14 protein-coding genes and 1 pseudogene are annotated in these 18240 nt (G+C 46.7%); 6 read left to right on the top strand and 9 right to left on the bottom strand.

All coding sequences use genetic code 11. From position 1 onward, the window contains the following. Window positions 1–47 precede the first annotated feature (47 nt). From menB to ACFFLE_RS00805, 4 genes are read right to left on the bottom strand one after another with little or no spacing between them, the layout of a single operon-like run. Window positions 48–869 carry a 1,4-dihydroxy-2-naphthoyl-CoA synthase gene (menB, locus tag ACFFLE_RS00820; RefSeq protein ID WP_344702424.1) on the bottom strand — a complete coding sequence of 274 codons (822 nt, stop codon included), beginning with the start codon at window positions 867–869 and terminating at the stop codon, window positions 48–50. Continuing rightward, the gene (gene menH, locus ACFFLE_RS00815; protein WP_380569287.1) at window positions 832–1656 is read right to left on the bottom strand and encodes a 2-succinyl-6-hydroxy-2,4-cyclohexadiene-1-carboxylate synthase; all 825 of its coding nucleotides are present in this window, start codon (window positions 1654–1656) and stop codon (window positions 832–834) included. The genes menB and menH overlap by 38 nt, the downstream gene beginning before the upstream one ends. Continuing rightward, window positions 1646–3316 (bottom strand): 2-succinyl-5-enolpyruvyl-6-hydroxy-3-cyclohexene-1-carboxylic-acid synthase, encoded by a 1671-nt coding sequence (gene menD / locus ACFFLE_RS00810; RefSeq protein ID WP_380569286.1) that lies wholly within the window; start codon window positions 3314–3316, stop codon window positions 1646–1648. Before menD ends, menH begins: the two co-directional genes overlap by 11 nt. After that, window positions 3316–4680, bottom strand: coding sequence for an isochorismate synthase (locus tag ACFFLE_RS00805; RefSeq protein ID WP_380569285.1), 1365 nt, complete (start codon window positions 4678–4680; stop codon window positions 3316–3318). Before ACFFLE_RS00805 ends, menD begins: the two co-directional genes overlap by 1 nt. 120 nt (window positions 4681–4800) lie before the next feature. Between ACFFLE_RS00805 and ACFFLE_RS00800 the strand changes: the two genes are divergently transcribed. From ACFFLE_RS00800 to ACFFLE_RS00780, 5 genes and pseudogenes are all read left to right on the top strand, one after another. Continuing rightward, window positions 4801–5718 carry a 1,4-dihydroxy-2-naphthoate polyprenyltransferase gene (locus tag ACFFLE_RS00800; RefSeq protein ID WP_380569284.1) on the top strand — a complete coding sequence of 306 codons (918 nt, stop codon included), beginning with the start codon at window positions 4801–4803 and terminating at the stop codon, window positions 5716–5718. 192 nt (window positions 5719–5910) lie between these two features. Next, window positions 5911–6546: a DUF5067 domain-containing protein gene (locus tag ACFFLE_RS00795; protein ID WP_380569283.1), complete on the top strand. Its 636-nt coding sequence runs from the start codon at window positions 5911–5913 to the stop codon at window positions 6544–6546. A 102-nt stretch (window positions 6547–6648) separates the two neighbouring features. Then, entirely contained in the window at window positions 6649–7434 is a 786-nt protein-coding gene (locus ACFFLE_RS00790) for a class I SAM-dependent methyltransferase (protein WP_380569282.1), read from the top strand. Between the two features lie 75 nt (window positions 7435–7509). Continuing rightward, window positions 7510–7829 (top strand): annotated as a pseudogene (locus ACFFLE_RS00785) (four-helix bundle copper-binding protein). Window positions 7830–7948: 119 nt separating this feature from the next. Then, window positions 7949–8431 (top strand): immunoglobulin-like domain-containing protein, encoded by a 483-nt coding sequence (locus ACFFLE_RS00780; RefSeq protein WP_380569281.1) that lies wholly within the window; start codon window positions 7949–7951, stop codon window positions 8429–8431. A 55-nt stretch (window positions 8432–8486) separates the two neighbouring features. Here ACFFLE_RS00780 and ACFFLE_RS00775 read toward each other — a convergent pair whose 3' ends face one another. Genes ACFFLE_RS00775 through fadX form a run of 5 tightly spaced genes read right to left on the bottom strand, consistent with a single transcriptional unit; the run spans window position 8487 to window position 16381 of the window. Beyond that, window positions 8487–9671: a thiolase family protein gene (locus ACFFLE_RS00775; protein ID WP_380569280.1), complete on the bottom strand. Its 1185-nt coding sequence runs from the start codon at window positions 9669–9671 to the stop codon at window positions 8487–8489. Between the two features lie 31 nt (window positions 9672–9702). Continuing rightward, entirely contained in the window at window positions 9703–11961 is a 2259-nt protein-coding gene (gene fadB, locus ACFFLE_RS00770) for a 3-hydroxyacyl-CoA dehydrogenase/crotonase FadB (protein WP_380569279.1), read from the bottom strand. A gap of 52 nt (window positions 11962–12013) precedes the next feature. After that, window positions 12014–13219 carry an acyl-CoA dehydrogenase FadE gene (gene fadE, locus ACFFLE_RS00765; RefSeq protein WP_380569278.1) on the bottom strand — a complete coding sequence of 402 codons (1206 nt, stop codon included), beginning with the start codon at window positions 13217–13219 and terminating at the stop codon, window positions 12014–12016. Window positions 13220–13279: 60 nt separating this feature from the next. Then, window positions 13280–14794, bottom strand: a complete 1515-nt coding sequence (gene fadD, locus ACFFLE_RS00760; RefSeq protein WP_380569277.1) for a long-chain-fatty-acid--CoA ligase FadD — start codon at window positions 14792–14794, stop codon at window positions 13280–13282. Between the two features lie 24 nt (window positions 14795–14818). Continuing rightward, window positions 14819–16381, bottom strand: coding sequence for a fatty acid degradation protein FadX (fadX, locus tag ACFFLE_RS00755; RefSeq protein ID WP_380569276.1), 1563 nt, complete (start codon window positions 16379–16381; stop codon window positions 14819–14821). A 466-nt stretch (window positions 16382–16847) separates the two neighbouring features. Between fadX and ACFFLE_RS00750 the strand changes: the two genes are divergently transcribed. Next, window positions 16848–18038, top strand: a complete 1191-nt coding sequence (locus ACFFLE_RS00750; RefSeq protein WP_380569275.1) for an amidohydrolase — start codon at window positions 16848–16850, stop codon at window positions 18036–18038. Window positions 18039–18240 lie beyond the last annotated feature (202 nt).

The following is an 18240-nucleotide window of genomic DNA, read 5'->3' as shown; positions in this document are numbered from 1 at the left end:
TCTCACCTCTCAAAAGAAAGCCCATCATATGATGGGCTTTACGATTCTTATGGGAACCTCGGGAATTGTCCGAAATCAGGTTTTCTTTTCTCTTTGAATGCTTCGCGTCCTTCTTTTGCTTCATCAGTAGTGTAATAAAGTAACGTCGCATCCCCAGCCATCTGTTGAATGCCTGCCAGACCGTCTGTGTCAGCATTCATTCCAGCTTTCAGCAGGCGTAGTGCCGTTGGAGAGTGCTCGAGCATTTCCTGACACCACTGCACTGTTTCGTCTTCCAGCTGTTCAAGCGGTACTACAGTATTGACGAGTCCCATGTCGAGAGCTTCTTGGGCATCGTACTGACGGCACAGGTACCAGATTTCTCTCGCTTTCTTATGACCAACGATGCGTGCAAGGTAACCGGAACCGTAACCGGCATCAAATGAACCGACTTTCGGTCCTGTCTGGCCAAAGCGTGCATTATCTGCTGCAATTGTCAGGTCGCACACCACATGCAGAACATGTCCGCCACCGATTGCGTAGCCTGAAACCATCGCCACTACCGGCTTCGGAATGACCCGGATGAGCCGTTGCAGGTCGAGTACGTTCAATCTTGGAACGTTGTCTTCCCCTACATAACCACCATGTCCGCGTACTTTCTGGTCACCGCCTGAACAGAATGCCATATCGCCTTCCCCTGCCAACACGATGACGCCGATTTTTTCGTCGTCCCGTGCTCTGGTGAATGCATCAATCATTTCATTTACTGTCAGCGGTGTAAAAGCGTTGCGTACTTCAGGACGATTGATTGTCACTTTAGCGATGCCATTATAATATTCATATTTAATTTCTTCATATTCGCGAATCGTTTGCCATTCTCTTGCCATCATTCATTCCTCCTGATAAATAGTCTAATAGTAGTATACCAAACTTCGGCCCTGCTTCCATATGAATATTATGTCCTGCCCCCTCTATAATCTCCAGTCGGGCATCAGGCATATGCAGAGCCATGCGAGTATTGATGTCAATGAACTTCTGGTCTTCACCACCCACCGCCAAAAGAATCGGCATGTGGAGCTGGGATAATTTTGTCCAGTAGGAAGGTTGCACCCCGGTCCCATACTTCAGCAGGCTGTCAGCCACTTCCTCCGGTTTTTGGGCCAACCGGTTTTCACGCTGTCTGGCTTGCTGATCACGGGGCATTGCTGCTTGGGTCGAAAAGAGCGGCAGCGTTTCCCATTGTGAGATAAAGGCAGGATAATCCCGTAATATTTCATCAGCACGGGTTTGATCCACCTGCCGGCGCATAGCCCGCTCTTCTTCGGAAGCTATGCCAGGTGAACTGCTCTCCAGTATCAGCCGATTCACATGATCCGGGTGGTTGATTGCGAATGACAGCGCCACACGCCCACCCATCGAATAGCCGTAGACATCGGCCCGTGTAATTGTGAGTGACTCAAGCATCGCAGCCAAAGCATCTGCGATTGTTTCTATACCGTAGTCTCGCCCCGTACTCTTTGATTGTCCGAAACCTGGCAAGTCTACAGTGATGACGTTGCGGATGCCATCGAGCTCGGCCGCTGTTGTTGCCATGCTCGACTTATCTGATAGGAAACCGTGCAGGATTACTATAGTTTCTGTTTGACCATTATCTTCAAAATGATAATTAAGCTCCATAGGATTGAATCATCTCCTGCACCTCGAACCGCAGTTGTTGGTGACTCTCCACGTTTGCATCTCTATCCGTCCTGATTTCCATGATATTTCGGCCCGCTGCCGACATATCATCTTCAGTGATTGCATCTGCTGCCTCCACCAATCGGTAGTTAAAACCATACATGGCGGCAGCGTGTGAGAAATCGATGTCGATCGGCGTACCGAAGAGGCGTTCATAGTGGGTGGCTTCCTGCTTTTGGGGCAAGAAGCCGAAGATGCCTCCGCCGTTGTTGTTGAAGACGATGATGTTGATGTCGATCGATTCAAGTTTTGATATGAGCAATCCGTTCATATCATGGTAAAGGGCGATATCACCGATGATCAGAGTGACCGGTGTCTTTGTAGCCACGCCTAAAGCAGTCGAGACGACCCCATCTATACCGTTGGCACCCCTGTTGGACAAGATTTTGTGGTGATTGCCTACATCATACCGTTCAACATCCCGTATCGGCATGCTGCTTGAAACGAACAGTGTGCGGTCCTCCGGCAATCGTTCAAGCATCTCGTACATGAATCTGCCTTCATCCCTATAATCCGGGATCTGCGCTGTAATATAATCGCGTATTGCAGCATCGATTTCGGTGAACCATCCTTTGACGATGGAGCTTCCCCCTTCAAAATCCATAGACCGGAATATGTGTCCGATCGAACCGACAAACACCTTTTCCGGCGCTTTCGGATAAGTCTTCAACTGTTGATGCTCACTGATCAGATATTGGGGGATGGATGTCTGGGACAAGAAGGTGTTGAGTGCTTTTGAAGTGAATGGATCGCCGATTCTGATAATGAAGTCGACTTCATCATCAAGCCACGCCTTCTGCTCTTCAGAAAGGCTGCCGAACAGGAGATCATGGTGTGTGACTGTCGCTGCCTTCATTCTTATATGTTGCCTCGGATCAGTGATGACCGTCAGCCCTTTGTTCTCCATCAACGGTACAAGACCTTCGAGCGCTTCGATGGTCTCCCCGATGAAGACGAGGCCACTTCCTTTAAACGTGTAGCTGGGCACTGCTTCTGTAATCTGGGCAGGAGTTTCCGATCTACTCCTGAAAAAGAGGTCTGTTCGCGTCAAATCAGGCATCAATGGCTCGCGGATGGGCACATTGATATGAACAGGTCCCCGATTGGCACCGTAAAAGTATTGGGCCCCCTGGAGTACTTTGGCTTCCAATAAGTTCTGACCGCTCAAATGCCCGTCAGCAATCGGCAACTCCGTATAATATTTCGTATAGTTGCGATACATATCTTCCTGACTGATCGACTGTGGTGCTCCGACATCCCTCAGCTCATGTGGTCGATCTGCCGTCAAGGCAACGAGCGGCACATGGCTGAGGCCCGCTTCTGCGATCGCCGGCGTATAGTTCGCAGCCGCTGTACCCGACGTACAGATTAAGACCACAGGTTCATTTGAATATTTGGCGATTCCAAGCGCAAAAAAAGCCGCGCTCCGTTCGTCCGGATGGACATGCGTCTTCATGCCCGGATGCATTTCTGCTGCGATGGAGAGAGGTGTCGAGCGCGAGCCTGGGCTGATGACGCATTCGCTGACGCCATGAGCATACAGCAGGTCAATCAGGGTAAAGACTTGATATGTCATATTGTCTTTATGATCTTTAGCCATCACTCAGGTTCCACCCCCAACACATTCAGCATCGGGGTGAATTTAACCCGGGTCTCCTCGTGCTCCTTCTCACTGGAAGACCCTCTGACTATGCCACAGCCCGCAAAAAGGGTGGCACTTTTCGAATTAAGGAGCATCGACCTTATGGAAACGACAAATTCGCTGTCGTCATTTTCATGGATCATACCCAGCGGTGCCGCATATAATCCCCGTGTACCGTATTCATTTTCCATGATGTAATCCCGCGCCTTATCTTTCGGCATCCCGCCGACAGCAGGGGTCGGATGAATTGCATCAAGCAGTGCAAATAAACTCGCCCCTTCAGCAAGTTTTGCACTGATTGGTGTGTGGAGGTGGTAGATATACCTATTTGACAGGATGTCCGGCCCTTCAGCAAATTCAATATCCTCTGTATATGGCTGCAGACTCTGGACGATCGATTCCCGGACCAGTTCATGCTCGTAACGGTTCTTCTCATCATTCAGCAGGAATGCCTTCTGCTGCTCATCTGTCGCTTCTACACCCGTACGCTCTGCCGAACCGGCAATCGCATTAGTACGGAGCACGCCATCTTTGATGTCAAAAAGCTTCTCCGGGGATTTGGAGATGAAGATCGACTGGCCCTTTTCGTAATATATCGTATAAGTGCCCGATTCATCATTCAACCTATCCAAGAGATAGAGCGGATCGGCCTGCGCCTTGAATGTCAGCAATCTCTGCCTGGCGAGTACAATTTTCCTGAAGTCGGTGTCGTCCAGGACTCCAAGCGCCTCATCCACCAACGTCTTCCACTCCTCCGGGAAGATATCTTTCATCATATGGACTTCGGGCGCCTGAGCTGGTTCTGGAGTAATGGCTCCAATCTCCTTCAGCTTGTCACTGATATCTATAAGGATCTCATCAAGATCCGCTTCGTCTGTCCTTACCGTATAGAACAACTCACTATTCGCCAAGTCAAACTGCCACTTCGGCAGATGGAATTCCACCATGCCGAAATCGTTCCATTCGTCTGTCGTGTCCTTATCATCAAAGCGTGTACCTCCGAACAGACCTAAAGAAGAAGCCATCCCATCCTTCACAGCCACTTGCTGGATCTTTGCAAATAGAGATGTCTTCTGCTCCTCAAGGACTTCCGCCGAATACTTATCCCGCTTTATGCTTTCCTGGAATTCGATGCCTATGGAGTCATAGCGGCCATCTTTCGAACGGAACCAGTATCTGGACCCTTGTGCATCATGGAAATGCGAAAATATCTTCCGCTCATTTAAATCAAATCCGTCAATTGGCATTTGCAGACTCAAGTACTTTTTATCAGTATCAAGTTTGAGGTCATCCAGAATACGCTGGTAAGCTTCCAAATTCATTGCTACACACTTCTTTCTGCATAATTAATACCATTTTATCATTTATTTATTTCCCTGTGTATGATAACAGGTTAATTGTGATAAAATTGTTATCATCATAGATACAAAGGAAGATAGAAAATGCAGGGAACAGATAGACATACCGGGATGAAGAAATATATAAGCCTGACGCGGCCACATACGCTGACGGCCGGCTTCATTCCCGTGCTTGTAGGTACTGCGAGCGTATTGCTATTCTCGTCGATCAGATGGGATATGTTTTTCGCCATGCTGATTGCAACACTCCTCATCCAGTCGGCAACCAATATGTTCAACGAGTACTTCGACTTCAAGAAAGGGCTGGACAGTGAGGATTCGGTGGGCATTGCAGGTGCCATCGTCAGAAACGGCATGTCCCCGCGCATCGTCATGACCATTGCAGTCGTATTTTATGCCCTTGCCGCAGTGATCGGCATATACATCACCGTCAACAGCTCGGTATGGGTGCTCATAGCCGGCATCATATCGATGGCCGTCGGCTACCTTTACACCGGCGGCCCGTTCCCCATCTCATGGACACCGTTCGGTGAAGTGTTTGCGGGCTTCTTTATGGGTACCGTCATCATCATGATCACTTTCTACATCCATACGGGCATATTGCACATCTTCCCGTTCCTCATCTCGATACCGGTAGCCATTACAATCGGACTTCTGAACATGGCGAACAACATAAGGGATCGCAAAAAAGATAAGGAAAGTGGCCGTAAGACCTTCGTTATATTGGTCGGCAAACCGTTGGCCGTCGTGACCACCGGAGCGCTGTTGGTATTCGCCTACCTGTTCATCGCATGGATAGCGATATTCAAGCCTTACGGCTCCCTGTTCCTGCTGCTCACCTTCCTCTCCATACCTCAATTCATCAAGACTGTGAAGTTGATGTGGCAGGGAGACACGCCGCAGGAATTGATTCCGGCGATGGCAGCCATGGGCAAATTAAATTCGATCTTTGGCATCTTATTGACATTGGGCCTTGTCCTTTATGGATTCACGGGCATCTAAAAACTCCGGCTTAACTGCCGGAGTTTTTATTTTATCGATACATTTCCACCTTTAGAGATGTACTTTTAAGTTTCTTGATATATGCGGATACATTCAGTTGCACATTTATTTATTTCAATTTCCGAAATATTATTGATTATTCTGTATAGTGTACTATAATTAATCTGTATCTAACTAATAGGGGGACATGAAATGAGTCTAAGAAATTACCTGCTTACGGGCGGCCTTTCTGCTGTACTGCTCCTCGGAGCCTGCAGCGATGATGGCAGTTCTGACGAGGGGCAAGCAGAAGACGAAGCAACGGGAGAAGAATCAAGTGGAGAGGCTTCTGATGGATCAAATGAAAATGGATCATCTGAAGAGGGCACAGTTTCATATTCCGGAGAATATGGGGACTATACCTTCAATGAATTCAGCCAATCCACCATCGAACCCGAAGAGAGCGAAGAAGAGTCGACTGAAGAAGGTGACGAGGAAGCCCAACCTTCAGAAGTTGTAGTCATAGAATTTGAATTCACAAATAACTCGGAAGTACCGACTGCGCCACAAGAAGCGTTTGGTCTGGATCTTGCTGTAAGGCAAGTCGCGGAAGGCAGTGAATCGACACTTGAAAACATGACCACAAGCCTTCCGGAAGATTTCGAAATGAGTGAAGAGGCAACAGCCGCCACCGAAACAGTCGAACCCGGAGAGAGTGCTACAGCCGTACTGGCTTATGGACCGGTCGACCCGGAACTTGAAACAGTTCTCCAAAGCCGTGAGAATCCGATGGCAGATGAGCAGTCGGAACCACTTGATCATAAGATAGGACTTGAAAAATCCGAGTGATGAGTAAAATAATATAAAATGCCTAAGCCATTTGACCCGGCCCCCAGAATCTACAATTTTGGGGGCCGGTGATTTTATACATTCTTACTAAAGGAGTCCGTAATGATTATAACTACAGGCGGCAAAACAGATGAAGAGACCGTTTTGTACGCATATTCCCTTGCCGATAAATATAATGCCCTCTACGTTGACCGTTCAAAAAGATCGATTGAAACTCTGAAGAGGCATTACAATCAAGATGTCGTGGTCGCCAGTAGGAGTGGAACCATCATCCATCCACTTTCTCAGAAGGAGCCGATTCATTTCCATCCCAATATGGCAATGGTAAGGGCCAAGAGAATACTCGGAGGAAGATCCGATCCCTTCATTGAAACAGCTGGCCTGCAATCTGGCATGCATGTACTCGACTGTACAATGGGACTCGCTTCCGACAGTTTGATTGCCAGCCTTGCTGTAGGTGATGCTGGTCGGGTCACCGCGCTTGAAAGCAACCCCCTCCTCCACTTGGCTGTATCAGAAGGCCTCAAACGGTTTCACACGCAACACGCAGAAATCAGAAAAGCGATGACGCGAATAGAAGCACTACACACCCCACACCATGAGTTCCTGCAGATGCAGAAAGATAATTCTTTTGACATCATCTATTTCGATCCGATGTTCACCGAAACCGTCGAAACTTCAGATGCAATGCAGATCATTCACGCACAGACAGATAAATCAGATTTATCACTTGATACCATCACTGAAGCCAGACGCGTGGCCAGAGAACGCATCGTCATGAAAGACCATTGGCAGAGCAGCCGGTTTCATGACTTGGGCTTTTTTCAAGAAAGAAGGCCCTCAAGCCTTTTCCATTATGGCTATATCAATATAGATCTCAGCAAATGATATATCTTATGTATGCGTTTCATCATGGAGGGAAGAATGAAACGTATTAAATTATTTGTCAGGAGGAGATTTCCAATGGAAAAGCAATACCAGCATCTGCTTGAAACGCTGCATCAATGCATGACCGAGTGCAACCGCTGCGCTGCTTCGATGCCTGCCTCAAGGAAGACGATGTCAAAATGATGGCGGAATGCATACGACTCGACAGGGAATGCGCCGACATATGTGGATACCTGGAACAGGCCATCTCCAGAAACTCTCCATTCATCAAAGAACTTGCTGGAGTATGCGCCGCAATATGTGATGCGTGTGGCGAAGAATGCGGAAAACATGATCATGAACATTGCCAAAGATGTGCAGAAGCATGTGCTGAAGCCTGCAGAGCAGTCGCATAATCCGGATTTCCGTCCAATGAGCCTCATCATTCATGATGAAGCTCATTTCATTGTTTGGCATTCTGGTTCCTACAGTTTGATGCAAAAATATTTTGTAGCCCGGCGGGAGGGTTGCCCCAATGCAGAAAAGGTATTACAAGAAGCTGACATTACTATTGGTATCCGTCTCCTTAATTCTGGCTTCCTGCATTACATCGCCTACATCAGATCTGTTGGAGGATCCTTCACCCAGACAGAATCTATCCAACACTTCAAATAATGTTTCACTTTCCCTCGATAAGACTACATATATCCTGCCTATGCGGACACTGACGTTTCACATCCATAATGCTGGGGATGCCGTGTATACGTATGGTGAGTTCTTCTATATAGAAAAAGAGTGGTATATGCTAGAAATAGAGGACTCCGTTTTTGACGACTTTACGTCATTCGATAACTATGGCAGTCGACTTGCCCCAGGAGATAAAGCAGATATTAAGGTGGCCATGGATGATTACGGACTAACATTTGACAAGGGTACATACAGAATCGTCAAAGCGTTCAGTAATAAGAATACAGGAGAGACCACTTGGCTTGAAGCCGAGTTTGAAGTCATTGACTGATTGCTTCAAAAGCGAAAACCCTCCAGCAGAAGTTTTATCTGCTGGAGGGTTTGGACTACCTTACATATTCAAAGACGCCTGCTGCACCCATGCCGACCCCGATGCACATGGTGACCATGCCATATTTCGAATCGGGCCTGCGTTTCATTTCTGATAACAGACGTGCCGTAAGCATCGCACCCGAAGCGCCGAGTGGATGTCCGAGCGATATTGCGCCGCCGTTTACGTTTGTCTTATCGATGTCCAAGCCAGTTTTACGGATTGAGGCGACAGTCTGAGAAGCAAACGCTTCATTCAATTCCACCAGGTCCATATCCTCAACTGATAGGTTGGTCTGCTCGAGCACTTCAGGGATGGCATATGCCGGCCCAATCCCCATTATTTTAGGATCGACGCCTACAGCTTTGAACCCGACGAACCTCGCGATTGGTGTCACCCCAAGTTCCTTCACCTTATCACCTGACATCAGAACGACGAAGCCGGTGCCATCGGTCAATGGGGCTGATGTACCTGCAGTCACTGTGCCATCTGCCTTGAATACTGTAGGCAGTTTCGACAATCCTTCCATTGTAGTGCCCGGGCGTATATGCTCATCTGTTTTAAATTCTTCCTTGGTGACGACGGGTCCATTCTGGTCATAGGACACTTTTGTCACATCGATCGGAATAATTTCATCTTCAAAACGGCCCGCATCTAGTGCCGCTTTGGCACGCTGATGGCTCTGCACTGCGTAGGCATCCTGATCTTCCCGGGAGACTTGGAACTCCTCAGCCACCATTTCTGCGGTCAATCCCATCGGATAGGAAACCCCTGAGTCTGCATCTTGAAGAATCGGACTGTTTGTAGGCTCGTTGCCCCCCATCGGTACAGCGCTCATCAGCTCAATTCCACCTGCCGCCAGGACATCCGCCTGCCCAGCCTGAATCTGGTTTGCTGCCATCGCAATCGTTTGAAGCCCTGATGAACAGTAGCGGTTTACAGTCTGTCCCGGTACGCTGTTTGGCATTCCCGCAAGCAATGCAATGGAGCGGGCTATATTTTGACCCTGTAGTCCCTCTGGAAAAGCATTGCCCACTATGACATCTTCGACCATGGAAGATTCGAACCCTCCATCCACACGTTCCAGCACGCCTTTAAGTACTTGTGCTGCTACTTCATCCGGCCTATCGTGAAACATCGCGCCGTTTTTAGCTCTGCCTGCAGCAGAACGGCCATAAGCCACTATATATGCTTCCTGCATTAAGACTCATCCTTTCTTTTTAACCGATCCATTAATTGCGTAGTGGTTTCCCTGTTTCAAGCATATGACTGATTCTTGCGTGCGTCTTTTCGTTTTGAAGCAGGCTCAAGAAACGTTCGCGTTCCAGCTTCTGGATATATCTTTGATTCACATAGGTGTTTCGCGGTAGATTTCCACCTGCCAATGCCTCTGCAATTTTCAAAGTGATTTCATAATCATAGTCACTGATGAAATGTCCGAGACGCTGGGCATCAAGCTGACCTTTAATAAGTGCAATGAAATCGCGTCCTAAAGCAATATATTGGCCCTTTGGTTTCGGTATATAATTGGTGTTGGCTTCAAATCGTGCTTTCTCAAGCGCCACTTCAACACGTTTTTCTGAATTAAGCAATATGGAATCTGTATCTCTCAAGTAGCCATACCTCTTTGCTTCATAGGCATTGGTGGACACTTTAGCCAAGCCGATGTTCATCAGTATATCCGTCATCGATTCCTGCTTGTCGTTATGCTTATGAGTAGTGCTTAATATGCGATCCGCCATTTCAGCAAGCCCCCCACCACTCGGTAACAGGCCGACACCAGTCTCCACCATACCCATATAAGTTTCGCTTGCAGCTACGACAAACGGGGAGTGCAGCACCAGTTCACACCCACCACCAAGTGCCTGACCTTGTACAGCTGTTACAATCGGTTTCAGTGTATATTTCAAGCGATTGAAACTTTCATGGAGCTGGTCTATGGCTGGACCGACGAGCTCATCCACCTGCTTCATTTCATGCGCTTTCTTCATCATGTATAGATTTGCACCTACGCTGAAGTTCCGGCCATCAGCGTAGATGACCATACTTGAGAAATCTTCAGTTTCGAGCAAGCCTATGGCTTCAATCAGATCACTTGAGAAGCCGTCCGAAATGATATTGTTGGCGCTTTGCAACTTCAACAGCAACTGATCGGAATGGACCACCGACAGGTTGGAATCTTCCCGGTCCCATATTTGGCTGTCTATGAACGATGCCACTGGAGCTGTCCGCTCAATCGTCTCGCCTGCTTCATAGAATCCTGAAGTGCGTTCCTCGATCCAGTCCGGTAATTCACCAAGTTCTTCCTTCATGCGGTTTTTAACGCGTTCGAATCCCATAAGATCCCAGAGCTGGAACGGCCCCTTCTTCCAATTGAACCCCCATACAAGCGCCCGGTCTATATCTTTATAGTCAGAAGCAGCTTTCGGTACATTCAAAGTAGAATAATAGAAGTTGTTTCTGAGCGTCTCCCACATGAACAGCCCCGCTTCATCTTGAGCATTGAATATTACATCCATGTTCGCTTCCAGATCTTTGCTGAACTGCCCCAGGATTTCAAACTGTGGTTGCTGTTGGGAGACATAATCATTCTGCTCCGGGTCGAAGACGAGTACCTCCTTCTTATCCTTCTTGTAGAAGCCCTGCTTGGTCTTCCTGCCGAGTGCACCCTGTCCGACTAGTTTTTCAGCTATTTTAGTATCATGGAAGAATTCCTTCTCTTCGGGAATCTGCTGCAGTCCTTTTGTTACAGTGACAGCAATGTCCAGTCCAACCAGATCACTCAACCCGTAGGTCCCTGTACTTGGCCTGCCGATGCTGCGTCCTGTCAGAGCGTCCGTTTCCGTAATCGACATTCCTTGGTTTTCCGCGCGGTACATGATGTCATTCATCGTCTGGGTCCCAACCCGGTTGGCGACAAATCCCGGAACATCATTTGCAATCACTACGCCCTTACCAAGCTTGTCTTCAGCGAAAGCTTGCGCTTCATCGACCGATTGTTCAGAAGTGTCTTCAAGCGGAATGATTTCCACAAGCTTCATTATCCTTGGCGGGTTGAAGAAATGCATTCCAAAGAATCTTCTGCGCTCTTCTTCACCCAATACTTTCGCGATATAAGCAATCGGTATACCGGAAGTGTTCGTCGCAAACAGTGCATTATCTTTGGCAACACCCTTCACCTTATTCCACACTTCATGTTTGATTTCCAACTCTTCCTTAACGGCTTCAATGAAGATATCCGAATCATCCTGCCCCTTCAAGTCATCCTCAAAGTTGCCGTAGGACAAGTTTGATGCAAAATCCAGGTCGAACAGCTGCGGACGTTTTTTATCCGTTATCATCTCATATGCTTTTTTTGAAACCTTGTTACGATCTTTGTCATCTGCCACTATATCCAATAATTTCACTTTCAAGCCGGCATTGACGAGCAGTGCAGCAATCTGACTGCCCATTACCCCAGCACCTAGAACAGTTGCTTTTCTTATCGTCATGGAAATACCCTCCAAATTATTTGATCTCCGATGTACTTTTGCACTATGGGCTTTAGATGAATGCAGAGTCGCCGGTCAATGCACGGCCTATCACCAATGCATTTATTTCATGGGTGCCTTCGTACGTGTATACCGCTTCAGCATCCGAGAAGAACCTGGCGATATCATACTCGGCAAGAATACCATTGCCACCTGTGATGCCTCTGCCCATCGCCACAGATTCCCTTAGGCGTAATGCGTTCATCATCTTCGCAGTAGAGGTCGCCACTTCATCGTATTCACCCTTCTCCTGCATACGTGCAAGTTGTGCAGATAAAGTGATTGCCTGCGATAGGTTACCTTGCATCATGGCCAGTTTTTCCTGGATCAATTGGTACTTGCTGATCTCCTTGCCGAACTGCTTACGTTTGGTCACATAATCAAGTGTGGCACGCAGTGCCCCTGCCATTGCACCTGTCGCCATATATGCCACGCCTGCACGTGTCGAATAAAGGATTTTGGCGATATCTTTGAAGCTATTGATATTCTGCAGTCGATCCGCCTCTTCCACTACGACATCCTTTAAATGGATGTTGGCATTGGGTATGATTCTGAGTGCAATTTTATTCTCTATAATATCGATATCGACACCTTCCTGCTCGGGCCGGATGATGAAACCTTTCGGCTTGCCGGTTTCAACATCGACCGCAAACAAAGGAATGACATCTGATACATTCGCTCCCCCGATCCATTTCTTCGCACCATTTATGATCCATTTGTCGCCCTCACGTTTTGCCGTCGTCTCCAATCCTCCCGCTACATCGGATCCGTGCTCCGGTTCAGTCAATGCAAAACACGTTCTGAGTTCGTGGGACTGGAGTTTTGGAATATAGTGCGCAACCTGCTCTTTACTTCCTCCGAACAAGAAGGCGTTGTGACCAAGCCCCTGATGGACACCAAGCAAAGTCACCAGTGATACATCAAACCTGGCTACTGTGTAGGATAGGAAGAACTGGAACATCTGACTTGCCATTCTGGCGCCTTCCCGTCCTTCAAACAACAAGGGATTATTGAAATAATCAAGTTTGCCCATCTCTTCAAAGAAGCCTTCCGGAATGGTTGCATTTATCCAATGGTCATTGATCGAATCCCGGTATTTACTCTCAAGCAGATCGTTCAGTTGTTTTAAAAATTTCACTTCTCCTTCAGTGAGTTCTTTGGAGACGTTCAACAGATCTTCTGGATATAATTCCTTCAATAGTTCATCTTTAGTTGCCATTATATTTCCCCCATCATTTTATTATACCGCTTTCAAAATTGCTGTTTACTGCCTAGTGAACTAGTGAACAAGCCCATTCTCCTGCGCTTTTTCGTTCATGAGTTTCTGGATGGCCATCCTATCCGGTTTTGCAGTCGAGTTCAACGGGATATCTGTCAGATTCAGATACATCCTCGGAACTTTATAGCCTGCCAACCTTTCCCTCATATGTGCGTTCAAGGTCTCTTCAAAACCTTCTTCATCCTCCTTCAGGACGACTGCTGCAGAGACCGATTCACCATATTTCGGGTGATCGAATCCGACTACTATTGATTGCCTCACTAGTGGATGCTCTGACAATACCGACTCCACTTCAGATGGCAGAACATTTTCACCACCGGTGATGATCAGTTCTTTCTTACGGTTGACGATGAATATGTCGCCATCCTCATCTTTCCGGGCGAGGTCCCCTGTCAGGAAATAGCCGTTGTGGAATGATTTTTCAGTCAGATCCGGCCTATTCCAATAGCCTGGAGTTACGTTTTTTCCTTTAATCGCGAGTTCACCTATTTCATTCGTTCCAACTTCATTGCCGTCGTCATCGAGCAACTTCATGTCGACATACATGATCGGCTTGCCGATGCTCATAGGTTTTCTTTTGGCATTCTCTGGTGTATTGACCATTGCCAGCGGTGCCTCAGTGAGACCATAGCCATTGATCAGCGTGTGCCCCATGCTTTCGAAGTGCCTTTGGACAGCTGGCAACGGAGAGGATCCTCCCTGGATCAGGAACCTTATATTTTCAAAGTTTTTAATATCAAAGTTCTCCTCAAAAATCATGCCGTAGTACATCGTCGGTATTAACGTGAGGTAATCCGGTTTATGCTCCGCCATCAGATCATTCAACTGTGCCCCGTCGTAATAGCGGTGCAGCACCAATGTGCCCCCCACCATGATTGCCGGCAGCGCGGTATCATTCAATCCAAGTACATGGAATAGCGGTGTCGTTAGGATTGTCTTATATGATGCATTAATCTTATAGGTCAGTGCCGTGTTCACGATATTGCTGACGAATGAATCATATGTGAACATCACTCCTTTAGGGAGTCCTGTCGTACCGCTTGTATAGATTAGTGCTGCAAGCTCATCACTTTCAACATCGACAGTTTTGAAAGGCCTATGATTATCAGGGTGGCATATGTCATCATATTCTTTCGAATCGATATTCATATGAAGCAGACCTTCAGGAGTACCGGTCAGGCTTTCTTTATGTTTTTCTGCATATAAGATCAACTTGACGCCGGAATCTGAAATGACGCTCTGAATCTCTTTTGGACTCAAACGCCAGTTCATCGGTAGAAATACAGCCCCCATCTTGAATGTCGCGAATAGCAGATCGAATATTGCTACATCATTAGGCGCAAATATCCCGACTACATCGCCATGGCCAATACCTTGTTCCTTCAGGTGATTCGCCAAGTTTTCAGCACGCTTGTCCATATCCTGGTAAGACCACTCAGTCCCCTTCAGAGGATCTATTATTGCCGGCTTCACTTCATCATAGTCCGCCCGTGTCTTAATCCAATCGTAGTTCATGTCTATCTTCCCCTTTGTTTGTGATTATTCTCCCTTTATGGAATATTGCAGCTTCCCCCATGTTTCCTGATAGATTTCCGGATCCATTACTTTTATATCTTCCGCAATGATCGGTTTGAAATCCATCTGAGAAAGTACATCTTTTTCCAGTTGAAGCCCTGGTGCGATTTCAATGACTTTCAACCCTGCATCAGTCAACTCAAAGACCGCACGTTCTGTAACATAGTAGACCTGCTGTCTGAGCTGTCTTGAATAAGCCGCGTTGAAGTCCATGCTTTTGACGCTGTCCACGAACTTCCTGGTATGTCCCTCCTCTTTTATTTCAAGAGTCTTCCCACGGCACTCTGCCTTGCTGCCTACAACCATGGTGCCCGAAAAGATCAATATCTGGACAGTTTGGCTGATGTCTATAAAGCCGCCGCTGCCATTCAGCCTCTCCCCAAAGGCCGAGACATTGACATTGCCATGACGGTCGATTTCCGCAAAACTCAAGTATGCGATGTCGAGACCATCATTGAATATGAAATCCCAAGTCATGTCATGGCGTATTCTGGCATCCAGGTTGTAGTTCATGCCGAAGCGATTACCGCTGCCGAACATGCCGCCGAAAATACCGGTATCGATGTTCAGATTCACAAGCTCATCCACCTTCTCTTCACGCAGTAGGCTGGAGAGCTCGTTATTGATTCCATAACCGATGCTTACACCATCTCCCGGTGAAAGGAATTGGGCTGAGCGTCTAAGAATTATTTTACGAGCGTCAAACTTCGGAAAACCTTGTCTAGGCTCTGCAATCCTATAATGACCCGCCAAGGCCGGATCATAATAGTCCTGTATCACCTGCTTATGGTATTTAGGATCTTTATTGACGACCACGTAATCTACAAGTTCGGCAGGGATAAATACGTCTTTTGGATTATAGCTGCCATTCTTGATGATTTCTTTCACCTGGACGATTATCTTGCCGTTATTACTGCGCGCTGCCGCAGCTGCAGCATACCCTTCTCCGAGGTGGGATTCATGGGTCATGTAGATGTTGCCCTTCTCATCCGCATAAGTTCCCCTCAATAACGCAATATCAATTTTAGGGAATTTATAATGCAGATATTCTTCATCATCGATATCAATGACTGACACTATATCTTCCCTAGTCACATCATTTGCTCTGCCACCCGAATACCTTGGATCAACAACTGTGTTCAACCCAACCTTAGAAATCATGCCTGGTGAAGCCGATGACTGATGGCGATACTGGGTGGCTATAATGCCTTGGGGCAGGAAATACATTTCTATTTCATTATTTTTAACCGCCTTAACTGTAAACGGCGATGCTATCACCAAACTTGTGATGATGCGTTTGACCATCCCCCGTGTAACAAAGGAATCCAAATCGAATCCATCATCAAAATCACTGATGTCGTTCGAAACGACAAACGTAAGATCATTTACTTCCTTATTCTCATCATGCTGTTCTGCCAAGTTTTTAAGAATTTCGACTGGCAGATTACCCACTGATAGAGCAGCTATCGCAATGACATCCCCTGTTTTAACGATATGCTCTAAATCATTGTATGAAATAATCTTCATATCCCATTCTCCCGACATTTTTTATTCCAAAAACACTTTTAACATATAACATCCCCCTGTTTATGTTGACCTTACAATTTCAATGTATCATCATGATTATAAATTGTAAACGTTTTCATTTCAGAAATATCAAACTTTTACTATCGCAAAGTTTTATGTCTGATTATATAACCTAGTACTAATTCGGCTCTAAACCCTGATTTTACAAGCATTCCAGATGCGTGTGAGCTATAAGAATATGTAATATCCAAGGGCAAAAATAAAAGTGTAAATATGAAATAAATGAGTATTGACTTTTATGTCGAAAAATGGCCAAGGTAATATTTTTTTGAAGTTTAAGCACTACCTTCCCTACCGCCGCATCCCTCGCAGACTACTGCAGCATTTTTGTAAACTATGCTAGCGAGTTCCTTTTAGGTACTTGAGTGCTAAAATTTACATCAAAAGATATTAGGGGGTATTAATAGTGGAGTTAAAGGATAAACTTTTTAGGAAACTGGAAGATAAAAAGCAGGATATGATTGAAACCAGAAGATTTCTGCATGAAAATCCCGAGTTGTCATTTGAAGAGCATAACACAGCGAAGTTCATTGAAGACTTCTATCACGATAAGGACGTCAAGGTTATAAATAATATGGGTAATGGATACGGCATCATCGTTGAAATCAGTGGTAAGGGTCCGGGCCGGGTAATCGGGTTGCGCGCTGATTTCGATGCGCTTCCCATAGAGGAAGAAGCGGATGTCCCCTTCAAGTCTAAAAATGAAGGCGTAATGCATGCTTGTGGTCATGATGTCCATACTGCCTATATGCTCCACTTGGGGGAAGCGCTCATTGACCTAAAGGAAGAATGGTCAGGCACCATAAAACTGATTCATCAACATGCTGAAGAAGTCCCGCCCGGCGGTGCAAAAAGTATTGTCGAATCAGGCATGCTCGATGACTTGGACGAAATCTACGGCATTCATATCTTCCCAGCATTCGATACCGGAACCATCGCTCTCGTCCCCGGCAACGCAATGGCCGGCAGATCGAACTTCACTTTGACCATCCAAGGTTCTGGTGGCCATGGTGCCATGCCGCATACTACCCATGACGCCCTCGTTGCCGGCTCTTACTTCGTCACCGAATCCCAGACCATCGTCTCACGACGCATGGACCCGAACGATTCAGTGGTCGTATCCATCACAGTATTCGATGCGCCTGGAGGCTTTAATGTCATACAGGATAAAGTCGTGCTACGTGGAACTGTTCGCTATCTGGACGAAGATAATAAAGAGCCTGCATACGAGGCAATGAAGAAAATAACTAGAGGCATTGAAACCTCTTTCGATGTAGAGTGCACGCTTGATTATCTCTATGATTATCCCGTCACATACAACCATCCCAGAGAAACCCAGTATGTAGAAGATATACTCAAAAAGAGCGTCGGATCCTATATTGATGAGGTAATCCATTCCAAACCTTTCAGCGGCTCGGAAGATTTTTCCTACTATCTTGAAAAGATTCCTGGCACATTTATAAACGTCGGTGCCAAGCCTGAAGGCATGAAAGAGCCATATCCCAACCATCATCCTAAATTCTTGATAAACGAGGACTCTTTATTGATCAGTGCAAAAACGCTCGGTGAGGTTGTTCTGGATAGACTTGAGGGCTGATGGGAATTGCGCTCGATATATAAGTAACGAGATAGGGAAGCACAGTGAGTTATATAACTGCTTAAAGGAGTAATATATAAGGGAGTAAACCCCCTTGCTAATTTATGTATCCTCCCTCAACCGAGGGAGGCATTTTCTTACGATTAGTCAATAGATTACAAGCATATATTCCATATTTTTCATCCCTATCCAGCGGGGCGCC

This window comes from Salinicoccus siamensis (assembly GCF_042429615.1).
GTDB lineage: Bacteria > Bacillota > Bacilli > Staphylococcales > Salinicoccaceae > Salinicoccus > Salinicoccus siamensis.
Note: the sequence above shows the minus strand (reverse complement) of the source record. Positions and strands in the feature narration are given on the sequence as shown.

What these genes read in the sequence shown, in the direction of transcription:
- menH (WP_380569287.1), bottom strand. Translation starts at nt 1,656, where the DNA reads ATGGAGCTTAATTATCATTTTGAAGATAATGGTCAAACAGAAACTATA.
- ACFFLE_RS00800 (WP_380569284.1), top strand. Translation starts at nt 4,801, where the DNA reads ATGCAGGGAACAGATAGACATACCGGGATGAAGAAATATATAAGCCTG.
- ACFFLE_RS00790 (WP_380569282.1), top strand. Translation starts at nt 6,649, where the DNA reads ATGATTATAACTACAGGCGGCAAAACAGATGAAGAGACCGTTTTGTAC.
- ACFFLE_RS00795 (WP_380569283.1), top strand. Translation starts at nt 5,911, where the DNA reads ATGAGTCTAAGAAATTACCTGCTTACGGGCGGCCTTTCTGCTGTACTG.
- fadD (WP_380569277.1), bottom strand. Translation starts at nt 14,794, where the DNA reads ATGAACTACGATTGGATTAAGACACGGGCGGACTATGATGAAGTGAAG.
- fadX (WP_380569276.1), bottom strand. Translation starts at nt 16,381, where the DNA reads ATGAAGATTATTTCATACAATGATTTAGAGCATATCGTTAAAACAGGG.
- fadB (WP_380569279.1), bottom strand. Translation starts at nt 11,961, where the DNA reads ATGACGATAAGAAAAGCAACTGTTCTAGGTGCTGGGGTAATGGGCAGT.
- menB (WP_344702424.1), bottom strand. Translation starts at nt 869, where the DNA reads ATGATGGCAAGAGAATGGCAAACGATTCGCGAATATGAAGAAATTAAA.
- fadE (WP_380569278.1), bottom strand. Translation starts at nt 13,219, where the DNA reads ATGGCAACTAAAGATGAACTATTGAAGGAATTATATCCAGAAGATCTG.
- ACFFLE_RS00775 (WP_380569280.1), bottom strand. Translation starts at nt 9,671, where the DNA reads ATGCAGGAAGCATATATAGTGGCTTATGGCCGTTCTGCTGCAGGCAGA.
- ACFFLE_RS00780 (WP_380569281.1), top strand. Translation starts at nt 7,949, where the DNA reads ATGCAGAAAAGGTATTACAAGAAGCTGACATTACTATTGGTATCCGTC.
- menD (WP_380569286.1), bottom strand. Translation starts at nt 3,316, where the DNA reads ATGGCTAAAGATCATAAAGACAATATGACATATCAAGTCTTTACCCTG.
- ACFFLE_RS00805 (WP_380569285.1), bottom strand. Translation starts at nt 4,680, where the DNA reads ATGAATTTGGAAGCTTACCAGCGTATTCTGGATGACCTCAAACTTGAT.